This window comes from Shinella oryzae, from assembly GCF_023038235.1.
GTDB lineage: Bacteria > Pseudomonadota > Alphaproteobacteria > Rhizobiales > Rhizobiaceae > Shinella > Shinella sumterensis.
This window is the reverse complement of the sequence record NZ_CP081987.1, coordinates 100986-118293: the sequence shown is the minus strand read 5'-3', so window position 1 is coordinate 118293 and position 17308 is coordinate 100986. Positions and strand designations below refer to the sequence as shown.

18 protein-coding genes are annotated in these 17308 nt (G+C 64.3%); 7 read left to right on the top strand and 11 right to left on the bottom strand.

Annotation, left to right across the window (positions count from 1 at the left end):
• Positions 1-6 precede the first annotated feature (6 nt).
• Positions 7-660, top strand: a complete 654-nt coding sequence (gene yihA, locus K6301_RS00590; RefSeq protein ID WP_247218615.1) for a ribosome biogenesis GTP-binding protein YihA/YsxC — start codon at positions 7-9, stop codon at positions 658-660.
• A gap of 34 nt (positions 661-694) precedes the next feature.
• Here yihA and K6301_RS00585 read toward each other — a convergent pair whose 3' ends face one another.
• Entirely contained in the window at positions 695-1750 is a 1056-nt protein-coding gene (locus K6301_RS00585) for a lysine-2,3-aminomutase-like protein (RefSeq protein ID WP_247218613.1), read from the bottom strand.
• A complete protein-coding gene (gene epmA / locus K6301_RS00580; RefSeq protein WP_247218611.1) occupies positions 1747-2802 on the bottom strand; it encodes an EF-P lysine aminoacylase EpmA in 1056 nt (351 codons plus the stop codon). Before epmA ends, K6301_RS00585 begins: the two co-directional genes overlap by 4 nt.
• Positions 2803-2965: 163 nt before the next feature.
• Between epmA and efp the strand changes: the two genes are divergently transcribed.
• Both efp and K6301_RS00570 read left to right on the top strand, forming a co-directional pair.
• The gene (gene efp, locus K6301_RS00575) at positions 2966-3535 is read left to right on the top strand and encodes an elongation factor P (RefSeq protein WP_134647870.1); all 570 of its coding nucleotides are present in this window, start codon (positions 2966-2968) and stop codon (positions 3533-3535) included.
• A 120-nt stretch (positions 3536-3655) separates the two neighbouring features.
• Positions 3656-4648 (top strand): adenosine kinase, encoded by a 993-nt coding sequence (locus K6301_RS00570; protein WP_247218609.1) that lies wholly within the window; start codon positions 3656-3658, stop codon positions 4646-4648.
• Here the strand turns inward: K6301_RS00570 and K6301_RS00565 are convergent.
• Positions 4641-5165 carry an SH3 domain-containing protein gene (locus K6301_RS00565; RefSeq protein WP_370340622.1) on the bottom strand — a complete coding sequence of 175 codons (525 nt, stop codon included), beginning with the start codon at positions 5163-5165 and terminating at the stop codon, positions 4641-4643. The genes K6301_RS00570 and K6301_RS00565 overlap by 8 nt on opposite strands.
• Positions 5166-5360: 195 nt before the next feature.
• On the opposite strand from K6301_RS00565, the gene K6301_RS00560 reads away from it, so the two are divergent.
• Positions 5361-6365, top strand: coding sequence for a 2-hydroxyacid dehydrogenase (locus K6301_RS00560; protein WP_134647876.1), 1005 nt, complete (start codon positions 5361-5363; stop codon positions 6363-6365).
• 3 nt (positions 6366-6368) lie between these two features.
• Here the strand turns inward: K6301_RS00560 and K6301_RS00555 are convergent, their stop codons facing one another.
• Genes K6301_RS00555 through K6301_RS00545 form a run of 3 tightly spaced genes read right to left on the bottom strand, consistent with a single transcriptional unit; the run spans position 6369 to position 8509 of the window.
• A complete protein-coding gene (locus K6301_RS00555) occupies positions 6369-7127 on the bottom strand; it encodes a molybdopterin-synthase adenylyltransferase MoeB (protein ID WP_247218606.1) in 759 nt (252 codons plus the stop codon).
• Positions 7124-8248 carry a DNA replication/repair protein RecF gene (gene recF / locus K6301_RS00550; RefSeq protein ID WP_247218605.1) on the bottom strand — a complete coding sequence of 375 codons (1125 nt, stop codon included), beginning with the start codon at positions 8246-8248 and terminating at the stop codon, positions 7124-7126. Before recF ends, K6301_RS00555 begins: the two co-directional genes overlap by 4 nt.
• 36 nt (positions 8249-8284) lie before the next feature.
• On the bottom strand, positions 8285-8509 hold the full coding sequence (locus K6301_RS00545) for a hypothetical protein (protein ID WP_247218604.1): 225 nt from the start codon (positions 8507-8509) through the stop codon (positions 8285-8287).
• Here K6301_RS00545 and K6301_RS00540 point away from each other — a divergent pair.
• Positions 8508-9128 (top strand): HAD-IA family hydrolase, encoded by a 621-nt coding sequence (locus tag K6301_RS00540; protein WP_247218603.1) that lies wholly within the window; start codon positions 8508-8510, stop codon positions 9126-9128. The two genes, K6301_RS00545 and K6301_RS00540, sit on opposite strands and share 2 nt — an antisense overlap.
• 4 nt (positions 9129-9132) lie before the next feature.
• Here K6301_RS00540 and K6301_RS00535 read toward each other — a convergent pair whose 3' ends face one another.
• On the bottom strand, positions 9133-9744 hold the full coding sequence (locus tag K6301_RS00535) for a TetR/AcrR family transcriptional regulator (RefSeq protein ID WP_247218602.1): 612 nt from the start codon (positions 9742-9744) through the stop codon (positions 9133-9135).
• A 97-nt stretch (positions 9745-9841) separates the two neighbouring features.
• Between K6301_RS00535 and K6301_RS00530 the strand changes: the two genes are divergently transcribed.
• Entirely contained in the window at positions 9842-10078 is a 237-nt protein-coding gene (locus K6301_RS00530; RefSeq protein ID WP_134647884.1) for a hypothetical protein, read from the top strand.
• A 52-nt stretch (positions 10079-10130) separates the two neighbouring features.
• Here the strand turns inward: K6301_RS00530 and dnaJ are convergent, their stop codons facing one another.
• A complete protein-coding gene (gene dnaJ / locus K6301_RS00525) occupies positions 10131-11264 on the bottom strand; it encodes a molecular chaperone DnaJ (protein ID WP_247218601.1) in 1134 nt (377 codons plus the stop codon).
• Positions 11265-11505: 241 nt separating this feature from the next.
• On the bottom strand, positions 11506-13407 hold the full coding sequence (dnaK, locus tag K6301_RS00520; protein WP_247218600.1) for a molecular chaperone DnaK: 1902 nt from the start codon (positions 13405-13407) through the stop codon (positions 11506-11508).
• 659 nt (positions 13408-14066) lie between these two features.
• On the opposite strand from dnaK, the gene K6301_RS00515 reads away from it, so the two are divergent.
• On the top strand, positions 14067-14435 hold the full coding sequence (locus tag K6301_RS00515; protein ID WP_247218598.1) for a hypothetical protein: 369 nt from the start codon (positions 14067-14069) through the stop codon (positions 14433-14435).
• 14 nt (positions 14436-14449) lie between these two features.
• On the opposite strand, the gene K6301_RS00510 is transcribed toward K6301_RS00515, so the two are convergent.
• Together K6301_RS00510 and K6301_RS00505 are read right to left on the bottom strand one after the other, a co-directional pair.
• Positions 14450-16675, bottom strand: a complete 2226-nt coding sequence (locus tag K6301_RS00510) for a transglycosylase domain-containing protein (RefSeq protein WP_247218596.1) — start codon at positions 16673-16675, stop codon at positions 14450-14452.
• A gap of 157 nt (positions 16676-16832) precedes the next feature.
• The gene (locus tag K6301_RS00505; RefSeq protein WP_247218594.1) at positions 16833-17306 is read right to left on the bottom strand and encodes a BA14K family protein; all 474 of its coding nucleotides are present in this window, start codon (positions 17304-17306) and stop codon (positions 16833-16835) included.
• Positions 17307-17308: the final 2 nt, after the last annotated feature.

Below are 17308 nucleotides of genomic sequence, written 5' to 3'. Positions count from 1 at the left end.
GACGCAATGACCGAGACGACGACGCCCGGCGAAAAGCCCCTCTTCGGACGTCCGTGGATCTTCATCCGCGGCGTGCCGGCCATGAAATTCCTGCCGCCGGAGGGGCCGCCGGAGATCGCCTTCGCAGGCCGCTCAAATGTCGGCAAGTCGTCGCTGATCAATGCGCTCGTCGGCCACAAGGGGCTCGCGCGCACCTCGAACACGCCCGGCCGCACGCAGGAACTCAACTATTTCGTGCCCGACGGCTTTTCCGGTGCGGACGACGACCTGCCGCCGATGGCGCTCGTCGACATGCCCGGCTACGGCTATGCGCAGGCGCCGAAGGAACAGGTGGACGCCTGGACCAAGCTGGTCTTCGACTATCTGCGCGGCCGCTCCACGCTCAAGCGCGTCTATGTGCTGATCGACAGCCGCCACGGCGTGAAGAAGAACGACGAGGAAGTCTTCGCCCTGCTCGACAAGGCCGCCGTCTCCTACCAGATCGTGCTGACCAAGACGGACAAGATCAAGGATGCCGGCGTGCCGCGGCTCATCGAGGAGAGCCGGCAGAAGATCCTGAAGCACCCGGCCGCCTATCCGGACGTGCTGGCGACATCGTCGGAAAAGAGCCGCGGTCTCGACGATCTGCGCAACGCCATCCTGACGGCGATCGCCCGCTGATCGCCCCGGCCTGCGCGCCCCCGACCTGCGCGCCTCAGTCCGCCTTCGGCGGATAGGCGTGAACGTCGCCGCGGAAATCCCGCAGGCGGAAGCAGCCGTCGTCCGCCGCCTCCACCGCCATGGAATCCGCGCGCACCTTGCCGTGCCCGCCGGGAATATCGAGGATATAGGCCGGCTGGCAGAGACCGGAGACGCGGCCGCGCAGGCTCTCGACCAGCGCCCTGCCCTCGGCAAGCGTCAGGCGGAAATGCGCGGTGCCGGGCGCAAGGTCCGGGTGATGCAGATAGTACGGTTTGACCCGGTTTTCGACGAAGGTGCGCATCAGCGCCGCCAGCACATCGGCATCGTCGTTGACGCCTTTCAGCAGCACCGTCTGGCTGATCATGACCATGCCGGCATCGACGATGCGGGCGACGGCGGCGCAGGCATCTGCCGTGAATTCGCGCGGATGATTGGCGTGAAGCGCCACATAGGTCGTCTTGCCGGAGGCCTTCAGCGCGTCGATGAGCGCGGCGTCGATACGGGCGGGATCGACGACCGGGACGCGGGTGTGGAAGCGCACGATCTTCACATGTCCGATCGCGCCCAACCGCTCCATGATGGCCTGGAGGCGCCGCGGTGAGAGCACGAGCGGATCGCCGCCCGTCAGGATCACTTCCCATATCTCCGGCCGTTCGGCGATATAGGCGATGGCCGCGTCCAGCGCCTTGGCCGAGAGCGTGCCCAGACCCTCCGGCCCGACCATCTCGCGACGGAAGCAGAAGCGGCAATAGACCGGGCAGACATGCACCGCTTTGAGCAGAACGCGATCCGGATAACGATGCACGATGCCCTCGACGGGGCTGTGCGCGAGGTCGCCGATGGGATCGGCGCGCTCTTCCGGCAGGGTGACGAGCTCGGCGGCATCAGGCACGAACTGGCGTGCGATCGGATCCGAGGAATCGCCGGCATCGATCAGGGCGACGAGCGCGGGCGTGACCGCGACTGCATACCGTTCGGCGACGGCCGCCGCATCGGCTCGTTTCGCTTCGGGCACGAGGCCGGCGTCCGCGAGTTCGGCGATCGTCGTCAGGCTGCGTGCCGCCGTCACTGTACCGTCTCCGCAACCGGGGCCCAGATCACCTGGTCGATACGCTGGGCGCCCGTGGCCAGCATGACGAGACGGTCGAAGCCGAGCGCGATGCCGCTTGCCTCCGGCATGATGGCGAGCGCGGCGAGGAAATCCTCGTCGAGCGGATAGGTCTCGCCGTAGACGCGGGCCTTTTCCGCCATTTCCAGTTCGAAGCGGCGGCGCTGCTCGGCAGCATCCGTCAACTCCCCGAAGGCATTGGCCAGCTCCACGCCGCAGGCATAGAGTTCGAACCGCTCGGCCACGCGCCGGTCATGCGGGGCGGGGCGGGCAAGCGCCGCTTCGGCGACGGGATATTCGCAAAGGATCGTGGCGCGGCCGAAACCGAGCCCTGGCTCCACCTTCTCCACCAGCACACGGCTGAACAGGTCCGCCCAGGTATCGTCTTCGGCAACGCGCAGCCCGGCTGCGCGCATGGCCGCGGCAAGCCTTTGCCGGTCGGTCGCGCCATCAGGATCGATGGTGGCGAGGAGATTGATACCGGCATGGCGCCGGAAGGCATCGGCCACCGTCAGCCGCTCGGGCGCGAGACCGGGATCGCAGGTCGCGCCGCGATAGGTGAGCTGCGCGACGCCGGCCACCTCTGCCGCAAGCTTCAGAAGCGCGCCGCAATCCTCCATCAGCACGTCATAGGTCTCGCCGGCGCGATACCATTCCAGCATGGTGAATTCGGGGTGGTGCAACGGTCCCCGCTCACGATTGCGATAGACGTGGGCAAAGCAGGCAATGCGCCGTTCACCTGCTGCCAGCAGCTTCTTGCAGGCGAATTCCGGGGAGGTGTGCAGGTAAAGCGGCGTTTTCTCGCCGGAATGACCGATCGCGGCCGTCGCAAAGGCGTGCAGATGCGCCTCGTTTCCCGGCGAGACCTGCAATGTCGCCGTATCGACGTCGATGAAGTCGCGCGCCGCAAACCAGCCGCGCAATGCGGCCTGGATGCGGTTTCGCGCCAGCAGGAACGGCCGGCGATCGGCATGGACATCGGGCGTCCACCAGGGCGATGGCTTCAGGTTCATGGCGTTTCCATGACAGGTTTCTTCGGACCAGACGGCGGCGGAGACTGGTGTTTTGCCGGAATATAGGATAGTTGCGGCCCCGAAAACGCTTTTTCCGGCGTTCGGGGAAGACGTCGTGCGACGGTCCTCTACGACGCGGTCCATTCAGTTACAAGGAAGACTTATGGTAAAGATCATCGCTTCTTCCGTCCGTAAGGGCAATGTGCTCGACGTCGACGGCAAGCTCTATGTCGTGCTGACGGCGCAGAATTTCCACCCGGGCAAGGGCACGCCGGTCACCCAGGTCGACATGCGCCGCATCTCCGACGGCGTGAAGGTCTCCGAACGCTACCGCACGACCGAGCAGGTCGAGCGCGCCTTCGTCGAGGACCGCGAGCACAACTTCCTCTACGAGGACGGCGACGGCTACCACTTCATGAACCCGGAAACCTACGACCAGCTGACCATGTCGGTCGAAGATATCGGCGACCTCAAGGCCTATCTCCAGGAAGGCATGACGGTCGTGCTTTCGGTGCATGAAGGCGTTGCGATCGCCATCGACCTGCCGCGCCATGTCACGCTCGAGATCACCGAAACCGAGCCGGTCGTGAAGGGCCAGACGGCGTCGTCCTCCTACAAGCCGGCGATCCTGTCGAACGGCGTCCGCACGCTCGTGCCGCCGCATATCACGGCCGGCACCCGCGTCGTCATCGCCACCGAAGACGGTTCCTACGTGGAACGCGCGAAGGACTGATCGGTCTCTTTCAGAAAAAGGCCGCCCGCCGGAAACGGTGTGGCGGCCTTTTTGCTTTCAACTTCCGGAAAATCCGGTAAGACCCGATTCCGGCTCTCACAACGAAGACGGGATTCCCGCATGACCAAATTCGACGTGCTGACGGTCGGCAATGCCATCGTCGACATCATCGCGCGCTGCGACGAGAACTTCATCACGGACAATGACATCATCAAGGGCGCGATGAACCTCATCGATGCCGAGCGGGCCGAACTGCTCTATTCGCGCATGGGACCGGCGCTGGAAGCCTCCGGCGGCAGCGCCGGCAACACGGCCTCGGGCGTTGCCAGCTTCGGCGGCAAGGCCGCCTATTTCGGCAAGGTCGCCAACGACCAGCTCGGCGACATCTTCATTCACGACATCCGCGCCCAGGGCGTGCATTTCGAAACGAAACCGCTCGCCAAAACGCCGCCGACCGCGCGTTCGATGATCTTCGTCACGCCGGACGGCGAGCGCTCGATGAACACCTATCTCGGCGCCTGCGTGGAGCTTGGGCCCGATGACGTGGAAGAACAGGTCGTCGCCGAGGCGAAGGTCACCTATTTCGAGGGCTATCTCTGGGATCCGCCGCGCGCCAAGGATGCGATCCGCGAATGCGCCCGCATCGCGCATGCCCATGGCCGCGAAGTCTCCATGACGCTATCCGACAGCTTCTGCGTCCATCGCTATCGCGGCGAGTTCCTGGACCTCATGCGCTCGGGCACCGTCGACATCGTCTTCGCCAACAAGGCCGAGGCGCTTGCGCTCTACGAGACCGAGGATTTCGAAGAGGCGCTGACGCGCATAGCCGAGGACTGCCGGCTTGCCGCGGTGACCATGAGCGAGGACGGCTCCATCATCCTGGCGAAGGGCGAGCGCACCAAGGTTGACGCGATCGATATCCTCAGCGTGGTCGACACGACGGGCGCGGGCGATCTCTATGCCGCGGGTTTCCTCTATGGCTACACGGCCGGCCGCTCGCTTGCCGATTGCGGCAGGCTCGGCAGCCTTGCCGCCGGGCTCGTTATTCAGCAGATCGGGCCGCGCCCGCTGCTGTCTTTGGCGGAAGAAGCCCGCAAGGCCGGCCTTACTTGAAGGCTTCGCCCGGATAGGCGCCCCAGATCTCGTTCTGCGAGACCCATCCGGCGGCGCCTTCCGCCTCGGCACGGCACCAGTCGCCGTTGCACTCGCCGACCTTCACGACGACGCCGGGCTGGATCTTCGCGACGATCGTGGCATTGGGCAGCGCTTCACGGCGCATGTTGACGAATACATCGTCACCCTTGCCGCGCATCCATGGCGCGGTGACGGCGGTGCGCTCGCCCGACAGCAGCGCCTGGTTCACCCAGCCTTCCGTGCCATCGGCATCGCGGATGCGGCGCCAGTTATCGTATTCCTGGATGATCTCCACAGGCACGCCTGACTTCATGTAGCGCCAGGCGACGGCGTAATCGACGCTGGGGCCGACGCGCAGGTTGACGCTCTTGGCCTTGAGGCTCACGAAGCGCGGCAGCGGCAGGCCGCTCGGCCCCTTGGCCGCCTGCGCATGGGCAGACTGGAGGCCGGCGACGGAAACGAGGATGCCCGCAAGGGCGGCGAGGCTGAAACGCATGACAAGGTTACGCATGGCAAATCCGCACGAACAGAGGAGGGCATCGGGCTGCAGAACCGGCACACGGCGGCAAATCGCGGGGACCGCTTCCTGAGCGGATTGTCTTCGCGACCGGGTCTGGTAGAAAATGCCCCTGATGAAGCAATCCTTGCCCAACTTGGTTAAGGACCCGTCAACAGGACGTCGGAACATCCCATGACCCAGAAGAAAAAACCGAAGGTCTACATCACCCGCCGCCTTCCCGAGGTGGTGGAGACACGGATGCGCGAGCTGTTCGACGCGGAACTCAACATCGACGACACGCCGCGCAGCCAGCCCGAGCTGGTCGCGGCGGTCAAAAGCGCGGATGTTCTCGTTCCCACGCTGGGCGACCGGATCGATGCGGCCCTCATCGAGCAGGCGGGCCCGCAGTTGAAACTCATCGCCTGCTTTTCGAACGGCGTCGACAATGTCGACGTGGAAGCGGCGGCAAGGCGCGGCATAACGGTCACCAACACGCCGAACGTGCTGACCGAGGACACCGCCGACATGACGATGGCGCTCATCCTGGCGGCGCCCCGGCGCCTAGCCGAAGGTGCGCGCATCCTGACGGACCGCAAGGGCGAATGGGCCGGCTGGTCGCCGACCTGGATGCTCGGCCGGCGCATCTGGGGCAAGCGCCTCGGCATCGTCGGCATGGGTCGCATCGGCACGGCCGTCGCCAAGCGCGCCAAGGCCTTCGGCCTCTCCATCCACTACCACAACCGCCACCGCGTGCGCCCCGACACGGAAGACGCGCTGGAGGCGACCTACTGGGACAGCCTCGACCAGATGCTGGCGCGCGTCGATATCGTGTCGGTCAACTGCCCCTCGACGCCAGCGACCTATCACCTGCTTTCGGCCCGCCGGCTCGAGCTGATGCAGCCGACGAGCTACATCGTCAATACGGCGCGCGGCGGCATCATCGACGAAACGGCGCTGATCAAGTGCCTGCGCGAGGGCAAGATCGCCGGCGCCGGCCTCGACGTGTTCGAAAACGAACCATCGGTCAATCCAAAGCTCCTGAAGCTGGCGGCGGAAGGCAAAGTCGTTCTTTTGCCGCATATGAGTTCGGCCACGATCGAAGGCCGTGTCGACATGGGCGAGAAGGTCGTGATCAACATCCGCACCTTCTTCGACGGCCATCGCCCGCCCGATCGCGTGCTGCCGGGGCGGGTGTGATCTCTAGGCGCGCCGCCTTTTGTATTTCAACGTTTCGAAACGGGCCGCCAGCCCGTCATAGAGCAGCAGGCGGCCGACCAGCGGCTCGCCGGCGCCGGTGACCAGCTTGATCACCTCCATCGCCATCAACGTGCCGATGACGCCGGTGAGCGCGCCGACGATGCCCGCTTCCGCGCAGGCGGGCACGACGCCCGGCGGCGGGGCCGTGGGGAAGAGATCGCGGTAGCCGGGATAGAGCACACCGTCCGCGCCGGCCTCATAGGGTTTCAGCACCGTCAGCGAACCATCGAAGCGACCGACAGCGCCGGTGACCAGCGGAATGCCGGCGGCCTCCGCCGCATCGGCGGACGTGTAGCGCGTATCGAAGTTGTCGGAACCGTCCACCAGAATATCGTAGCCGGCTAACAGACCTGCGGCATTCTCTGCGTCGATACGCTTCGCGATGCCGGTGAAGCGCACATGCGGGTTGAGACGCGCGACGGCGGCCGCCGCACTCTCGACCTTCGGCGCCCCGAGGCCGGCCGTGTCGTGAATCACCTGACGCTGCAGGTTGGAGAGCGAGACCGTGTCGTCGTCGATGACACCGATATGGCCGATGCCGGCGGCGGCGAGATACTGGATAACAGGCGCGCCCAGCCCGCCCGCGCCGACGACAAGCACATTCGCCTGTTTCAGCCTCTGCTGGCCCGCGCCGCCGATTTCGGCCAGCACGATATGGCGACGGTAGCGGTCGATTTCTTCGGGGCTCAGCGGTTCGGTCATGGCAGGATGCCTCCGTTCGAGACGGTGAGGAACTGGGCGCGCTCGCCGAGCGCATCGAACATCGACCGGTCCGTGCCGGTCATGAAAGCCTGGCCGCCAAGCGCATCGACGCGGTCGAACAGTGCGGCGCGGCGGCCCTCGTCGAGATGCGCGGCGATCTCGTCGAGCAACAGCACCGGCGCGTGCCCGGTCATGCCGCCGACAAGCCCCGCATGGGCCAGGATGAGGCCGACGAGCAGTGCCTTCTGCTCGCCCGTCGAGCAGCGCTCGGCCTCCATGTCCTTCTCGCGGTGACGGATGAGGAGATCGGCACGGTGAGGGCCTTCCAGCGTGCGGCCGGCGGCGGCATCCCGGTAACGACCGTCCTGCAGCAGGCCGAGATAGATGTCCTCGATCTCATAGGCGGGGCGCTGCCATTCCTCATCCAGGAAACCGGACAGCCGCATCGTGGCCGATGGAAACGGCCCGTCGTCGCGTGCCGCCTCGACCAGGCCGGACAGCAGCCCCACCAGTTCGTGGCGCGCATGGGCCATGGCGATACCAAGCTCGGCCATCTGCTTTTCCAGCGCGGTCAGCCAGGCCGGATCGGGCCGCGTCTCGGTGAGGAGACGATTGCGGCCGCGCATCGCCTTTTCGAAATCCGCGGCGCGACGGCCATGCTCAGGATCGAGCGACAGCACGAGCCGATCGAGAAACCGGCGCCGGTCGGCGGAGGGACCGGTGAACAGGCCGTCCATCGAGGGTGTCAGCCAGACCACGCGCAGATGATCGAGAAGCTCGTCGACGGTGCGGGCGGGCGTGCCGTTGAGGCGAAGCTTTCGCGCCTGACCTTCCTCGCCGCCTTCGGTGCCGGTGCCGATATCCACCTCGCCCAGCATGCCGTCGAGCGTGGCGAAGACGGAAAAACCGCCGGCGCTTCCGGCGCGCGGGATATCGCCATAGGCGGCGCGGCGCAGGCCACGGCCGGGCGACAGGAACGACACGGCCTCCATGAGGTTCGTCTTGCCGGCACCGTTCTGCCCCGTCAGCACGACATGCCGGCCGTCGAGCGGCAGCGACAGGCTCGCATAGTTGCGGAAATCCGTGAGCTTGAGGCGGGAAAGGGAAACCTTGTGCGGCATGGCTTGAGAGCTAGAGCATTTTTCACGCGAGTGGAATCACTTGCGGGCATATTCGTCGGGCAACAACAGAAAGATGGTGTCGCGACCGTCCGCAACCAAGGCCGGCCCGCCCGATCGTGCAAGAGAGGTTGCCTGCGCGGCCTCAAGCGGGTAATCGAAAGGCCCGCGCCATTCATCCTCCTCTCCCAGTTCAACAGGTTCTGCCTTGCCCAACGCCACGCCCGTTTTCGATCGCAGCTTCTCGGCTTTCCTCTTCGACATGGATGGGACGCTCATCAATTCGATCGCTGCCGCCGAACGCGTCTGGTCGCGCTGGGCGCTGAAGCACGGGCTCGATGTGGCGACCTTCCTGCCGATGATGCATGGCAAGCGCGGCATCGACACCATAACCCAGCTCGGATTGCCGGGTGTGGACGCCGAGGCGGAGGCCCTGGAGGTCGAGCGGCAGGAAATCGAGGATGTGGAGGGTGTCGTTGCCCTGCCCGGCGCCGTTGCCTTCCTGACGGCCCTGCCCCGCGATCGCTGGGCCATCGTCACGTCCGCGCCAGTGGCCCTCGCCCGCCGTCGCCTCGCGGCCGCCGGCATTCCGCTGCCGGACGTTCTCGTGACGGCAGAGGACGTCACGAAGGGCAAGCCGGCGCCGGATGGCTACAAGCTCGGTGCCGCGCGGCTTGGATTCGATCCCGCCGATTGCCTGGTGTTCGAGGATGTGCCCGCAGGCATCCTTGCCGGGGAGAGCGCCGGCGCCAATGTCGCCGTGATCACGGCTACGCACGACCATCCGATCGAGACGGGCCACCCGCAGCTCGCGAACTATCTCGGCGTGGCACCCGTCGTCGGCGCCGGCGGCACGCTGCGGCTCGTCTATACGGCCGGCTGAGGGTTCATGCGGAGGGATTTGCCGCAATCCCCGTAAGGACGGCATCGACGACGGCGTCGATATCCGTGTCGGAAACCTCCAACCTGTCCGTCAGCAGGCGGCCCCAGGCGAAGCTCGCCAGGATTTCCGTCATCAGCTCGGGGTCGGCATCCGCCCGCACCTCGCCACGCGCCTGCGCCATGCGAATGATCTCCCCGCTCTGTGCACGCCGATCGGCCATATAGGCGGAAAGCGCGGCCAGTGCCGCCGGCTCGCCCTGCGCCTTCGCCACGAGGCTGCGGAACACGGCGCCGCTGGTGTGCTCGCGCCAGGTCTTCAGCAGGCCCGAAAGATAGGCCCGCAAATCGTCCCGCACATTGCCCGTATCGGGAAAGATGAAATTGATGTGCTTGCGGCTGTGGTAGACGTCCAGCAGAAGAGCCGCCTGCGACGGCCACCAGCGATAGATCGTCGGCTTGCCGGCACGCGCGCGCTTGGCCACCGCTTCGATGGAGAAACCGTTGAGGCCGTTTTCCAGAAGCACAGCCTCAGCCGCCGCCAGAATGGCCTCCTGGCTTGCCGGATTGCGAGTGGCGCCGATCGAGCGGCGGGCCGGGCTGTTGTCTGTCTCTGACATGGCATTTTCCTTTTTTACGTTTCTAGCACGGCGGGGACTTGAACGGAACGTTTCGTTTCTATATAAACGAAACGTTCCGTTCTATAAAGGTCCTCCCATGTCCGACACATCTTCTCCCCGCAAACTTTCCAAGCTGCATCTCGCCCTTGCCATGCTGGTGCCCGTCTATCCGCTCATCACGACGATCCTCTATATCGTCCTGCCGCTCACCGAGCGTTGGACGATCTGGCAGCGTACGGCGGTCATCGCGCCGGTGATGGTCTTCTCCATCGTGTTCGTCGTCTCGCCCTTCGTGCAGAAGCGTTTCGCGAACTTCATCCTGCGTGCGGCATAAAAAAAGCCGGGGCGCATCGCACCCCGGCTTCCTGTTTGTCCTTCGACACGGCTCAGCCGTCGAAGAATTCCTTCATCCGGGCAAAGAAACCCGATGATTCCGGATTGTTGTCCTTCGAGGAAATCTCCTCGAATTCCTTGAGCAGTTCCCGCTGGCGTTTGGTCAGCTTCTGCGGCGTCTCGATCTGGATCTGGATATAGAGATCGCCGACCTGCGACGAACGCAGCACCGGCATGCCCTTGCCCTTGAGGCGGAACTGCTTGCCGGCCTGCGTGCCCTCCGGCACCGAGACGCGCGACTTGGTCCCATCGAGCGTCGCGACATCGAAGGTGCCGCCGAGCGCTGCCGTCGTCATGGAGATCGGTACGGCACAGTAGAGATCCGCGCCATCGCGCTGGAAGAACTCGTGCGGCCTTACCGACAGGAAGATATAGAGGTCGCCCGCGGGGCCGCCGCGAAGGCCTGCCTCGCCTTCACCGGACAGCCGGATGCGCGTGCCGTCCTCGATGCCAGCCGGGATATTGACCGACAGCGAGCGCTCTTCCGTGACACGTCCGTTGCCGTGGCACTTCGTGCAGGGATCGCTGATCGTCTGGCCGCGGCCATGGCAAGTCGGGCAGGTGCGCTCGACGGAGAAGAAGCCCTGTGCGGCACGCACGCGCCCGGAGCCCTGGCAGGTGGCGCAGGTCTTGGGGCTGGTGCCGGGCTTGGCGCCGGAGCCGGAACAGACGTCGCAGGTGATCGACGTCGGGACGCGGATCTGCGCGGTCTTGCCCACATAGGCCTCTTCCAGCGAGATTTCCATGTTGTAACGCAGGTCGCCGCCACGCTCGCGCCCACCGGCCGAACGCCGCTGGCGGCCGCCGCCCATCATCTCGCCGAAGATGTCCTCGAAGATGTCGGAGAAGCCGCCGCCCTGGAAACCGCCGCCGCCGAAGCCGCCGCCGCCCATGCCGCCCTGCTCGAAGGCGGCGTGGCCGTAACGGTCATAGGCCGCGCGCTTCTGCGGGTCCTTGAGCGTTTCATAGGCCTCGTTGACGTCCTTGAACTTCTGTTCGGCAGAGGCATCGCCGGGATTCTTGTCCGGGTGATACTTCATCGCCATCTTGCGGAAGGCGCTTTTCAGCTCCTTCTCGTCGGCGGTCTTGGAGACACCCAGCGTCTCGTAAAAATCAGCTTTTGCCATTCGGGTTCACGTCCGTTTCGTGGGAACGGTCTTCTTGTTATGGACCTGGAAGCTTGCCTTAGCCTGCGCGAGCGAAAAATGCGCATGAAAAAAGGCGGAAGCCGGCGAAGGAAAGGCCATGACATCGTCGCCGCGAAAAACGGGAGTGATCATGGTACCTTGTTTCCCTTCGCGCTGACTTCCGCCTTCCTGCTATCCAACGGCACCGGCCGCAAAGAACGCGGCCGGCATCTCTGGAGGCTTAGGCCGACTTCTTGTCGTCCTTGACTTCCTCGTAATCGGCGTCGACGACGTTGTCGCCGGCATCAGCCGAGGACGCGGCCTCTTCGGCCTGCTGCGCCTCGTAGATGGCCTGACCGAGCTTCATGGAAACTTCCATGAGCGTGTTGGTCTTGGCCTTGATGTCCTCGGCGTCCGGCTCGGACGCTTCGACGGCGGTCTTGAGGTCGGCAATCGCGTCCTCGATGGCCTTGCGATCGGCTTCCGTGACCTTGTCGCCGTAGTCCTTGAGGGACTTTTCCGACGAGTGGATCAGGCTTTCGGCCTGGTTCTTGGCCTCGACAGCCTCACGGCGCTTCTTGTCGGCCTCGGCATTGGCTTCGGCGTCCTTGACCATCTTCTCGATGTCGGCGTCGGACAGACCACCGGAAGCCTGGATGCGGATCTGGTGCTCCTTGCCGGTGCCCTTGTCCTTGGCCGAAACCTGCACGATGCCGTTGGCGTCGATGTCGAAGGTGACTTCGATCTGCGGCATGCCGCGCGGTGCCGGCGGAATGCCGACGAGGTCGAACTGGCCGAGCAGCTTGTTGTCGGCAGCCATTTCGCGCTCGCCCTGCGAGACGCGGATGGTCACGGCCGACTGGTTGTCTTCGGCGGTCGAGAAGGTCTGCGACTTCTTCGTCGGGATCGTCGTGTTGCGCTCGATCAGACGGGTGAAGACGCCACCAAGCGTTTCGATGCCGAGAGACAGCGGGGTCACGTCGAGGAGCAGAACGTCCTTGACGTCGCCCTGCAGAACACCGGCCTGGATGGCGGCGCCCATGGCGACCACTTCATCCGGGTTCACGCCCTTGTGCGGCTCCTTGCCGAACAGCTGCTTGACGACTTCCTGCACCTTCGGCATGCGGCTCATGCCGCCGACGAGAACGACTTCGTCGATCTCGGCCGCCGTGACGCCGGCATCCTTGAGGGCTGCCTTGCACGGTGCGACGGTGCGCTGGACGAGGTCATCGACCAGAGCTTCGAACTTGGCGCGCGTCAGCTTCATCGTCAGGTGCTTGGGACCGGAAGCATCCGCCGTGATGAACGGCAGGTTGATTTCGGTCTGCTGCGAGGACGAAAGTTCGATCTTGGCCTTTTCGGCAGCTTCCTTGAGGCGCTGCAGGGCGAGCTTGTCGTTCTTCAGGTCGATGCCCTGGTCCTTCTTGAACTCGTCGGCGAGGTAGTTGACCAGACGCATGTCGAAGTCTTCACCGCCGAGGAAGGTATCGCCGTTCGTCGACTTCACTTCGAAGACGCCGTCGCCGATTTCCAGAACCGAGATATCGAACGTGCCGCCGCCAAGGTCATAGACGGCGATGGTCTTGCCGTCCTTCTTGTCGAGGCCGTAGGCGAGTGCCGCAGCCGTCGGCTCGTTGATGATGCGCAGGACTTCAAGGCCGGCGATCTTGCCGGCATCCTTGGTTGCCTGTCGCTGCGCGTCGTTGAAGTAGGCCGGAACCGTGATGACGGCCTGCGTGACCTTTTCGCCGAGGTAGGATTCAGCGGTTTCCTTCATCTTCTGAAGGATCATCGCGGAGATCTGCGAGGGGGAGTAACCCTTGCCCTGCGCCTCGACCCAGGCGTCGCCATTGTCGCCCTTGATGATCTTGTAGGGAACGAGACCCTTGTCCTTCTCGACGAGCTTGTCGTCGTAGCGGCGGCCGATGAGGCGCTTCACTGCGAACAGGGTGTTTTCCGGGTTGGTGACGGCCTGGCGCTTTGCCGGCTGGCCGGTCAGGCGCTCGCCATCATCGTTGAAGGCGACGATCGAAGGGGTCGTACGCGCGCCTTCCGCATTTTCAATGACCTTCGCGTCCTTGCCGTCCATGACGGATACGCAGGAATTGGTCGTCCCGAGGTCGATACCGATTACTTTAGCCATGTCATTCTCTCCTTCAAGCGAACTGCCGGAACCCATTCAGGCATTCTTTTGGCAGCCCCTAATGGTATGGTCTTAGCGAAAGCCCCGGACTGATCCGTAGCCTTGCGGGGTATATAAGGACCCCTCCAGACGACTGCAAGACATCGCGAGGCCGCAAAGCGCGCAAAATCAGCACGTCCGGCGCAGGAATGCCGGCCCGTCCTCGCACGCTGCAATCAAGCGCAATCGCGGGCGCGATTCAAGCCATTGCTTGTGAAGCTGATCTCCGATGGACCCAGATCTTTTACAATCACGCTACCAGTGCGCGGGCGCCCAATGTCGAAATGCGCGCTCACCTTGTCCCTCCATCTCAAGGCGGGCTTCGCGCGCTCCAAGTCAGGTTGCCGCGGACTGGAATCGGACCTTATGCAGAGGAATGGATTCCCGCACCAGCCACCAATAGAAAACTTAACAAAGCGGAGCAGACGGCGATTGACCGGATCGGCAGAACCCACGGATGCCACCGGTGTGGTATAAAAACGTCGGGTCTACGCAGTGGGCATTTTATCGGTGACCACCAAGTACAAGTTCAGTCGGAAAGCCAAGCCGGATTTATCCGCATTGTTGGTGGTGCAGTAACTCGCAAGGTGGGTTTCTATCAAAGAGGAGATATTGACGCCATGAGCGTGCAACGCCTGTCAATCGCCCCGGAATATGTAAGCTTCTACGCGGCGGGTCGTCGAAATGTCGACATTCCCGTTCACATGGATAGGCAGGGAATTTATGTCTCCGACGACTGCGTCAATATTCCAGCCGAGTACTGGTACGATGGAGATACCCATGTGACGCTTGGGCCTTACTCCGAGGTTGCAGAGGCCAGGGAACCCGATTCCGATACTATTCTGAACACGCCGAACCAAGAACTCATTCTATTTGATGCGAACGAGCCTCAATACGCAATCGCCCGTGTTCCACACGCAAAAACACGTATCAGGGTTTGGCTCGACCATCCGTTTGCACCGACAAACGTCACTATAGCCTACGGATAGAATAGGCGACGCCGTTAGCCCCCCAGAAGCACATCCAGCAGCGTCGTGCGCCGCGTGGCCGGCTGACGCTGTTCGCCTACATCGGCGGGCGGCGTCAGGCCGTCGTCGAAGGGTACGGAGCGCGTCTGCTCGCTCGCGACGGCCGCGCCACCTTCTGCCGGGCGCTCGTCAACACCCAGAGTGCGGGAGATGACGTCGAACAGTTCGTCGCCGCCTTCCTGCGGCACCGGCTGCGTGCCCTCCTGCAGGGGATCGCCACCTGCCGTTCCGAAGAGCGGCGACGGTGTCAGGCCGGCGTGGGCAGCGGTCATGAACTGGCTCCAGGCCTGGGCCGGAAGCCCGCCGCCGGTGACCTTCTTCATGGAATCGCCGTTGTCGTTGCCGAACCAGACGCCCGTCGTCAGGTTGCTGGTATAACCGACGAAGAGCGCGTCGCGGAAGGATTGCGTCGTTCCCGATTTGCCCGCCGCCTGCCAGCCGGGAATGCGCGCCGCCTTGCCGGTGCCCTCGGTGATGACCCGCATCATCATGCCGTTCATCATCGAGACGATGTTGGGTTCGAGAACGCGGGGCGGATTGTCGTAGGTGTTCTCGTAGAGCACCTTGCCTTCGGCGGTGGAGATACGGCGGATGATGTGCGGTGTCGCCTTGTAGCCACCGTTCATGAAGGGCGCATAGGCCGATGTCAGCTCCACAAGCGTGACTTCGGATGTGCCGAGCGCAATCGAGGCATTGGCCTGCAGTTCCGATTCGATACCGAGCCGGCGCGCCAGTTTGACGACATCGTTCGGACCGACCTCCATGACGAGCTGGGCCGCGATCGTGTTGAGCGAATGGGCAAGCGCAGAGGCGAGCGTTACCTCGCCGCGGTATTTCTGATCGTAGTTCTCGGGCGTCCAGTTGCCGATCCGGACGGGCGCATCGTTTCGCACCGACAGCGGCGAACGGCCCGCTTCGAGGGCGGCGGCGTAGACGAAGGGCTTGAAGGCGGAGCCGGGCTGGCGCTTGGCCTTGGACGCCCGGTCGAACTGGCTCGTGGCGTAATCCCGCCCGCCGACCAGCGCGCGGATGGCGCCCGTGCCGTCGATGGAAACGAGGGCGGCCTGGGAGGCGTTGGATTTCGCGCCGCTCTTGTCGAGCAGGGAGGTAAGCGTCTCCTCGGCCTTCTTTTCGAGATCGAGGTCGATCGTCGTATCGATGACGAGGTCTTCCTTGACGTCGCCGATCATGCCGGGCAGCTGCGCCATCACCATGTCGGCGGCATAGTACTGGGCGCCCGACCAGTAGCTCTTCGCCCGCGCGGGCGTCTGCGACATCGCGGTCTTGATCTCGGTGTCGGTGATGAAGCCTTCCTCGCGCATCGCGCCCAGCACCACCTGCGCGCGGGCTTCGGCGGCTTCCGGGTCGCGGGCGGGCGACAGGCGCGACGGCGCCTTCAGCAGGCCGGCCAGAAGCGCCGCCTCGCCGAGATTCACATCGCGGGCGGACTTGTTGAAGTAGCGCCGCGACGCGGCCTCGACGCCATAGGAATTCGAGCCGAAGAAGACACGGTTGAGATACATCGCAAGAATCTGGTCCTTGCTGTACTTGTGCTCGAGCCAAATGGCGAGCAGCACTTCCTGCACCTTGCGCTCCAGCGTGCGGTCGGGCGAGAGGAACATGTTCTTGGCGAGCTGCTGCGTCAGCGTCGAGCCGCCCTGCACCATGCGGCCGGACGTGACATTGGTCAGCATCGCGCGGGCAAGCCCCAGCGGATCGATGCCGAAATGCGAGTAGAAGCGCCGGTCCTCGATGGCGATCACCGCCTGGGGAATGTAGGGCGACATGTTTTCCAGCGACAGCGCCTCGCCGCCGGTCATTCCGCGGTTAGCGATGGCGTCGCCGTTGACGGCGAGGATCTTGATGTTCGGCGGCCGATCGGGAATGGCCCAGCTCGTGGCGCTCGGCATGCGCGCGCCGTAATAGAGCACGAGGCCGCCCACGCCGATCGCGCCCCAGATACCCAGCACGATGCACCAGTAGAACAGGCGGCGGACGAGGCCGAAGAAGCCGCCGGACGCGCCGCGCCGGCGCGAGGAGGCGCGTTTCTCACGCGGCGCCTTGCGGGCTTTGCCGCGGCCCTTGCGGCCGCCATCGACAACACGATCCTCTGCGCCGACGTGGAAATCATCGTCGTCGTCTCGTCGCCCGGAACCCCGGAAAGACGGTTCGATGCGCTGGGATTTTCGGTTGGATGCCATAAGCGGTCGGATATGCCCTCGGAAACGTCGTCGTCCGATGGACTTTAAATGCGGCGATTTAAGGGGTCGTTAAGAAGCGGTGAACACGTCGCCGTGACTTTGAGCCAAATCGGCGTGAAGAGAACGGGCGGCCCGAAGGCCGCCCGAGGAAACTGCCTCAATAGTAAGGCGAAAGGCACTCGCGGCGCGGGCCATAGTTGGGCTGGAACGTGTTGTCGTAAGCCCGGTAGGAGCGGTACTGCGCGTAGCACCAGTCGGTGTGGCGCGGATTGATACCGGCTTCGCGCGGACGCGAGTAACCGTCATTGGCAATCGCACCGCCGATGATAGCGCCGGCGCCGAAGGCAGCCAGCGGATACCACCAGCCATCCGAATGGCGGCGATAGCCGCGACGGTGTTCACGATAACCGCGGTGGCCATTGTGCCAGCCGCGACGATCCTCGCGCCACGCGCGACGGTCACGATCACGATAATGACGTTCGCGATAGTACTGCACCTGCTCGACGTCCGTGGACTGCGAGACGCCGGCTTTCGGCAGCGGCGTGGCAACGGCCGGCACCGCCACAAAGGACGTTGCAAACATGGCCGCGGCCACGACTGCCGAAAGGCCGGTCTTGATCGATGTCTTCATGG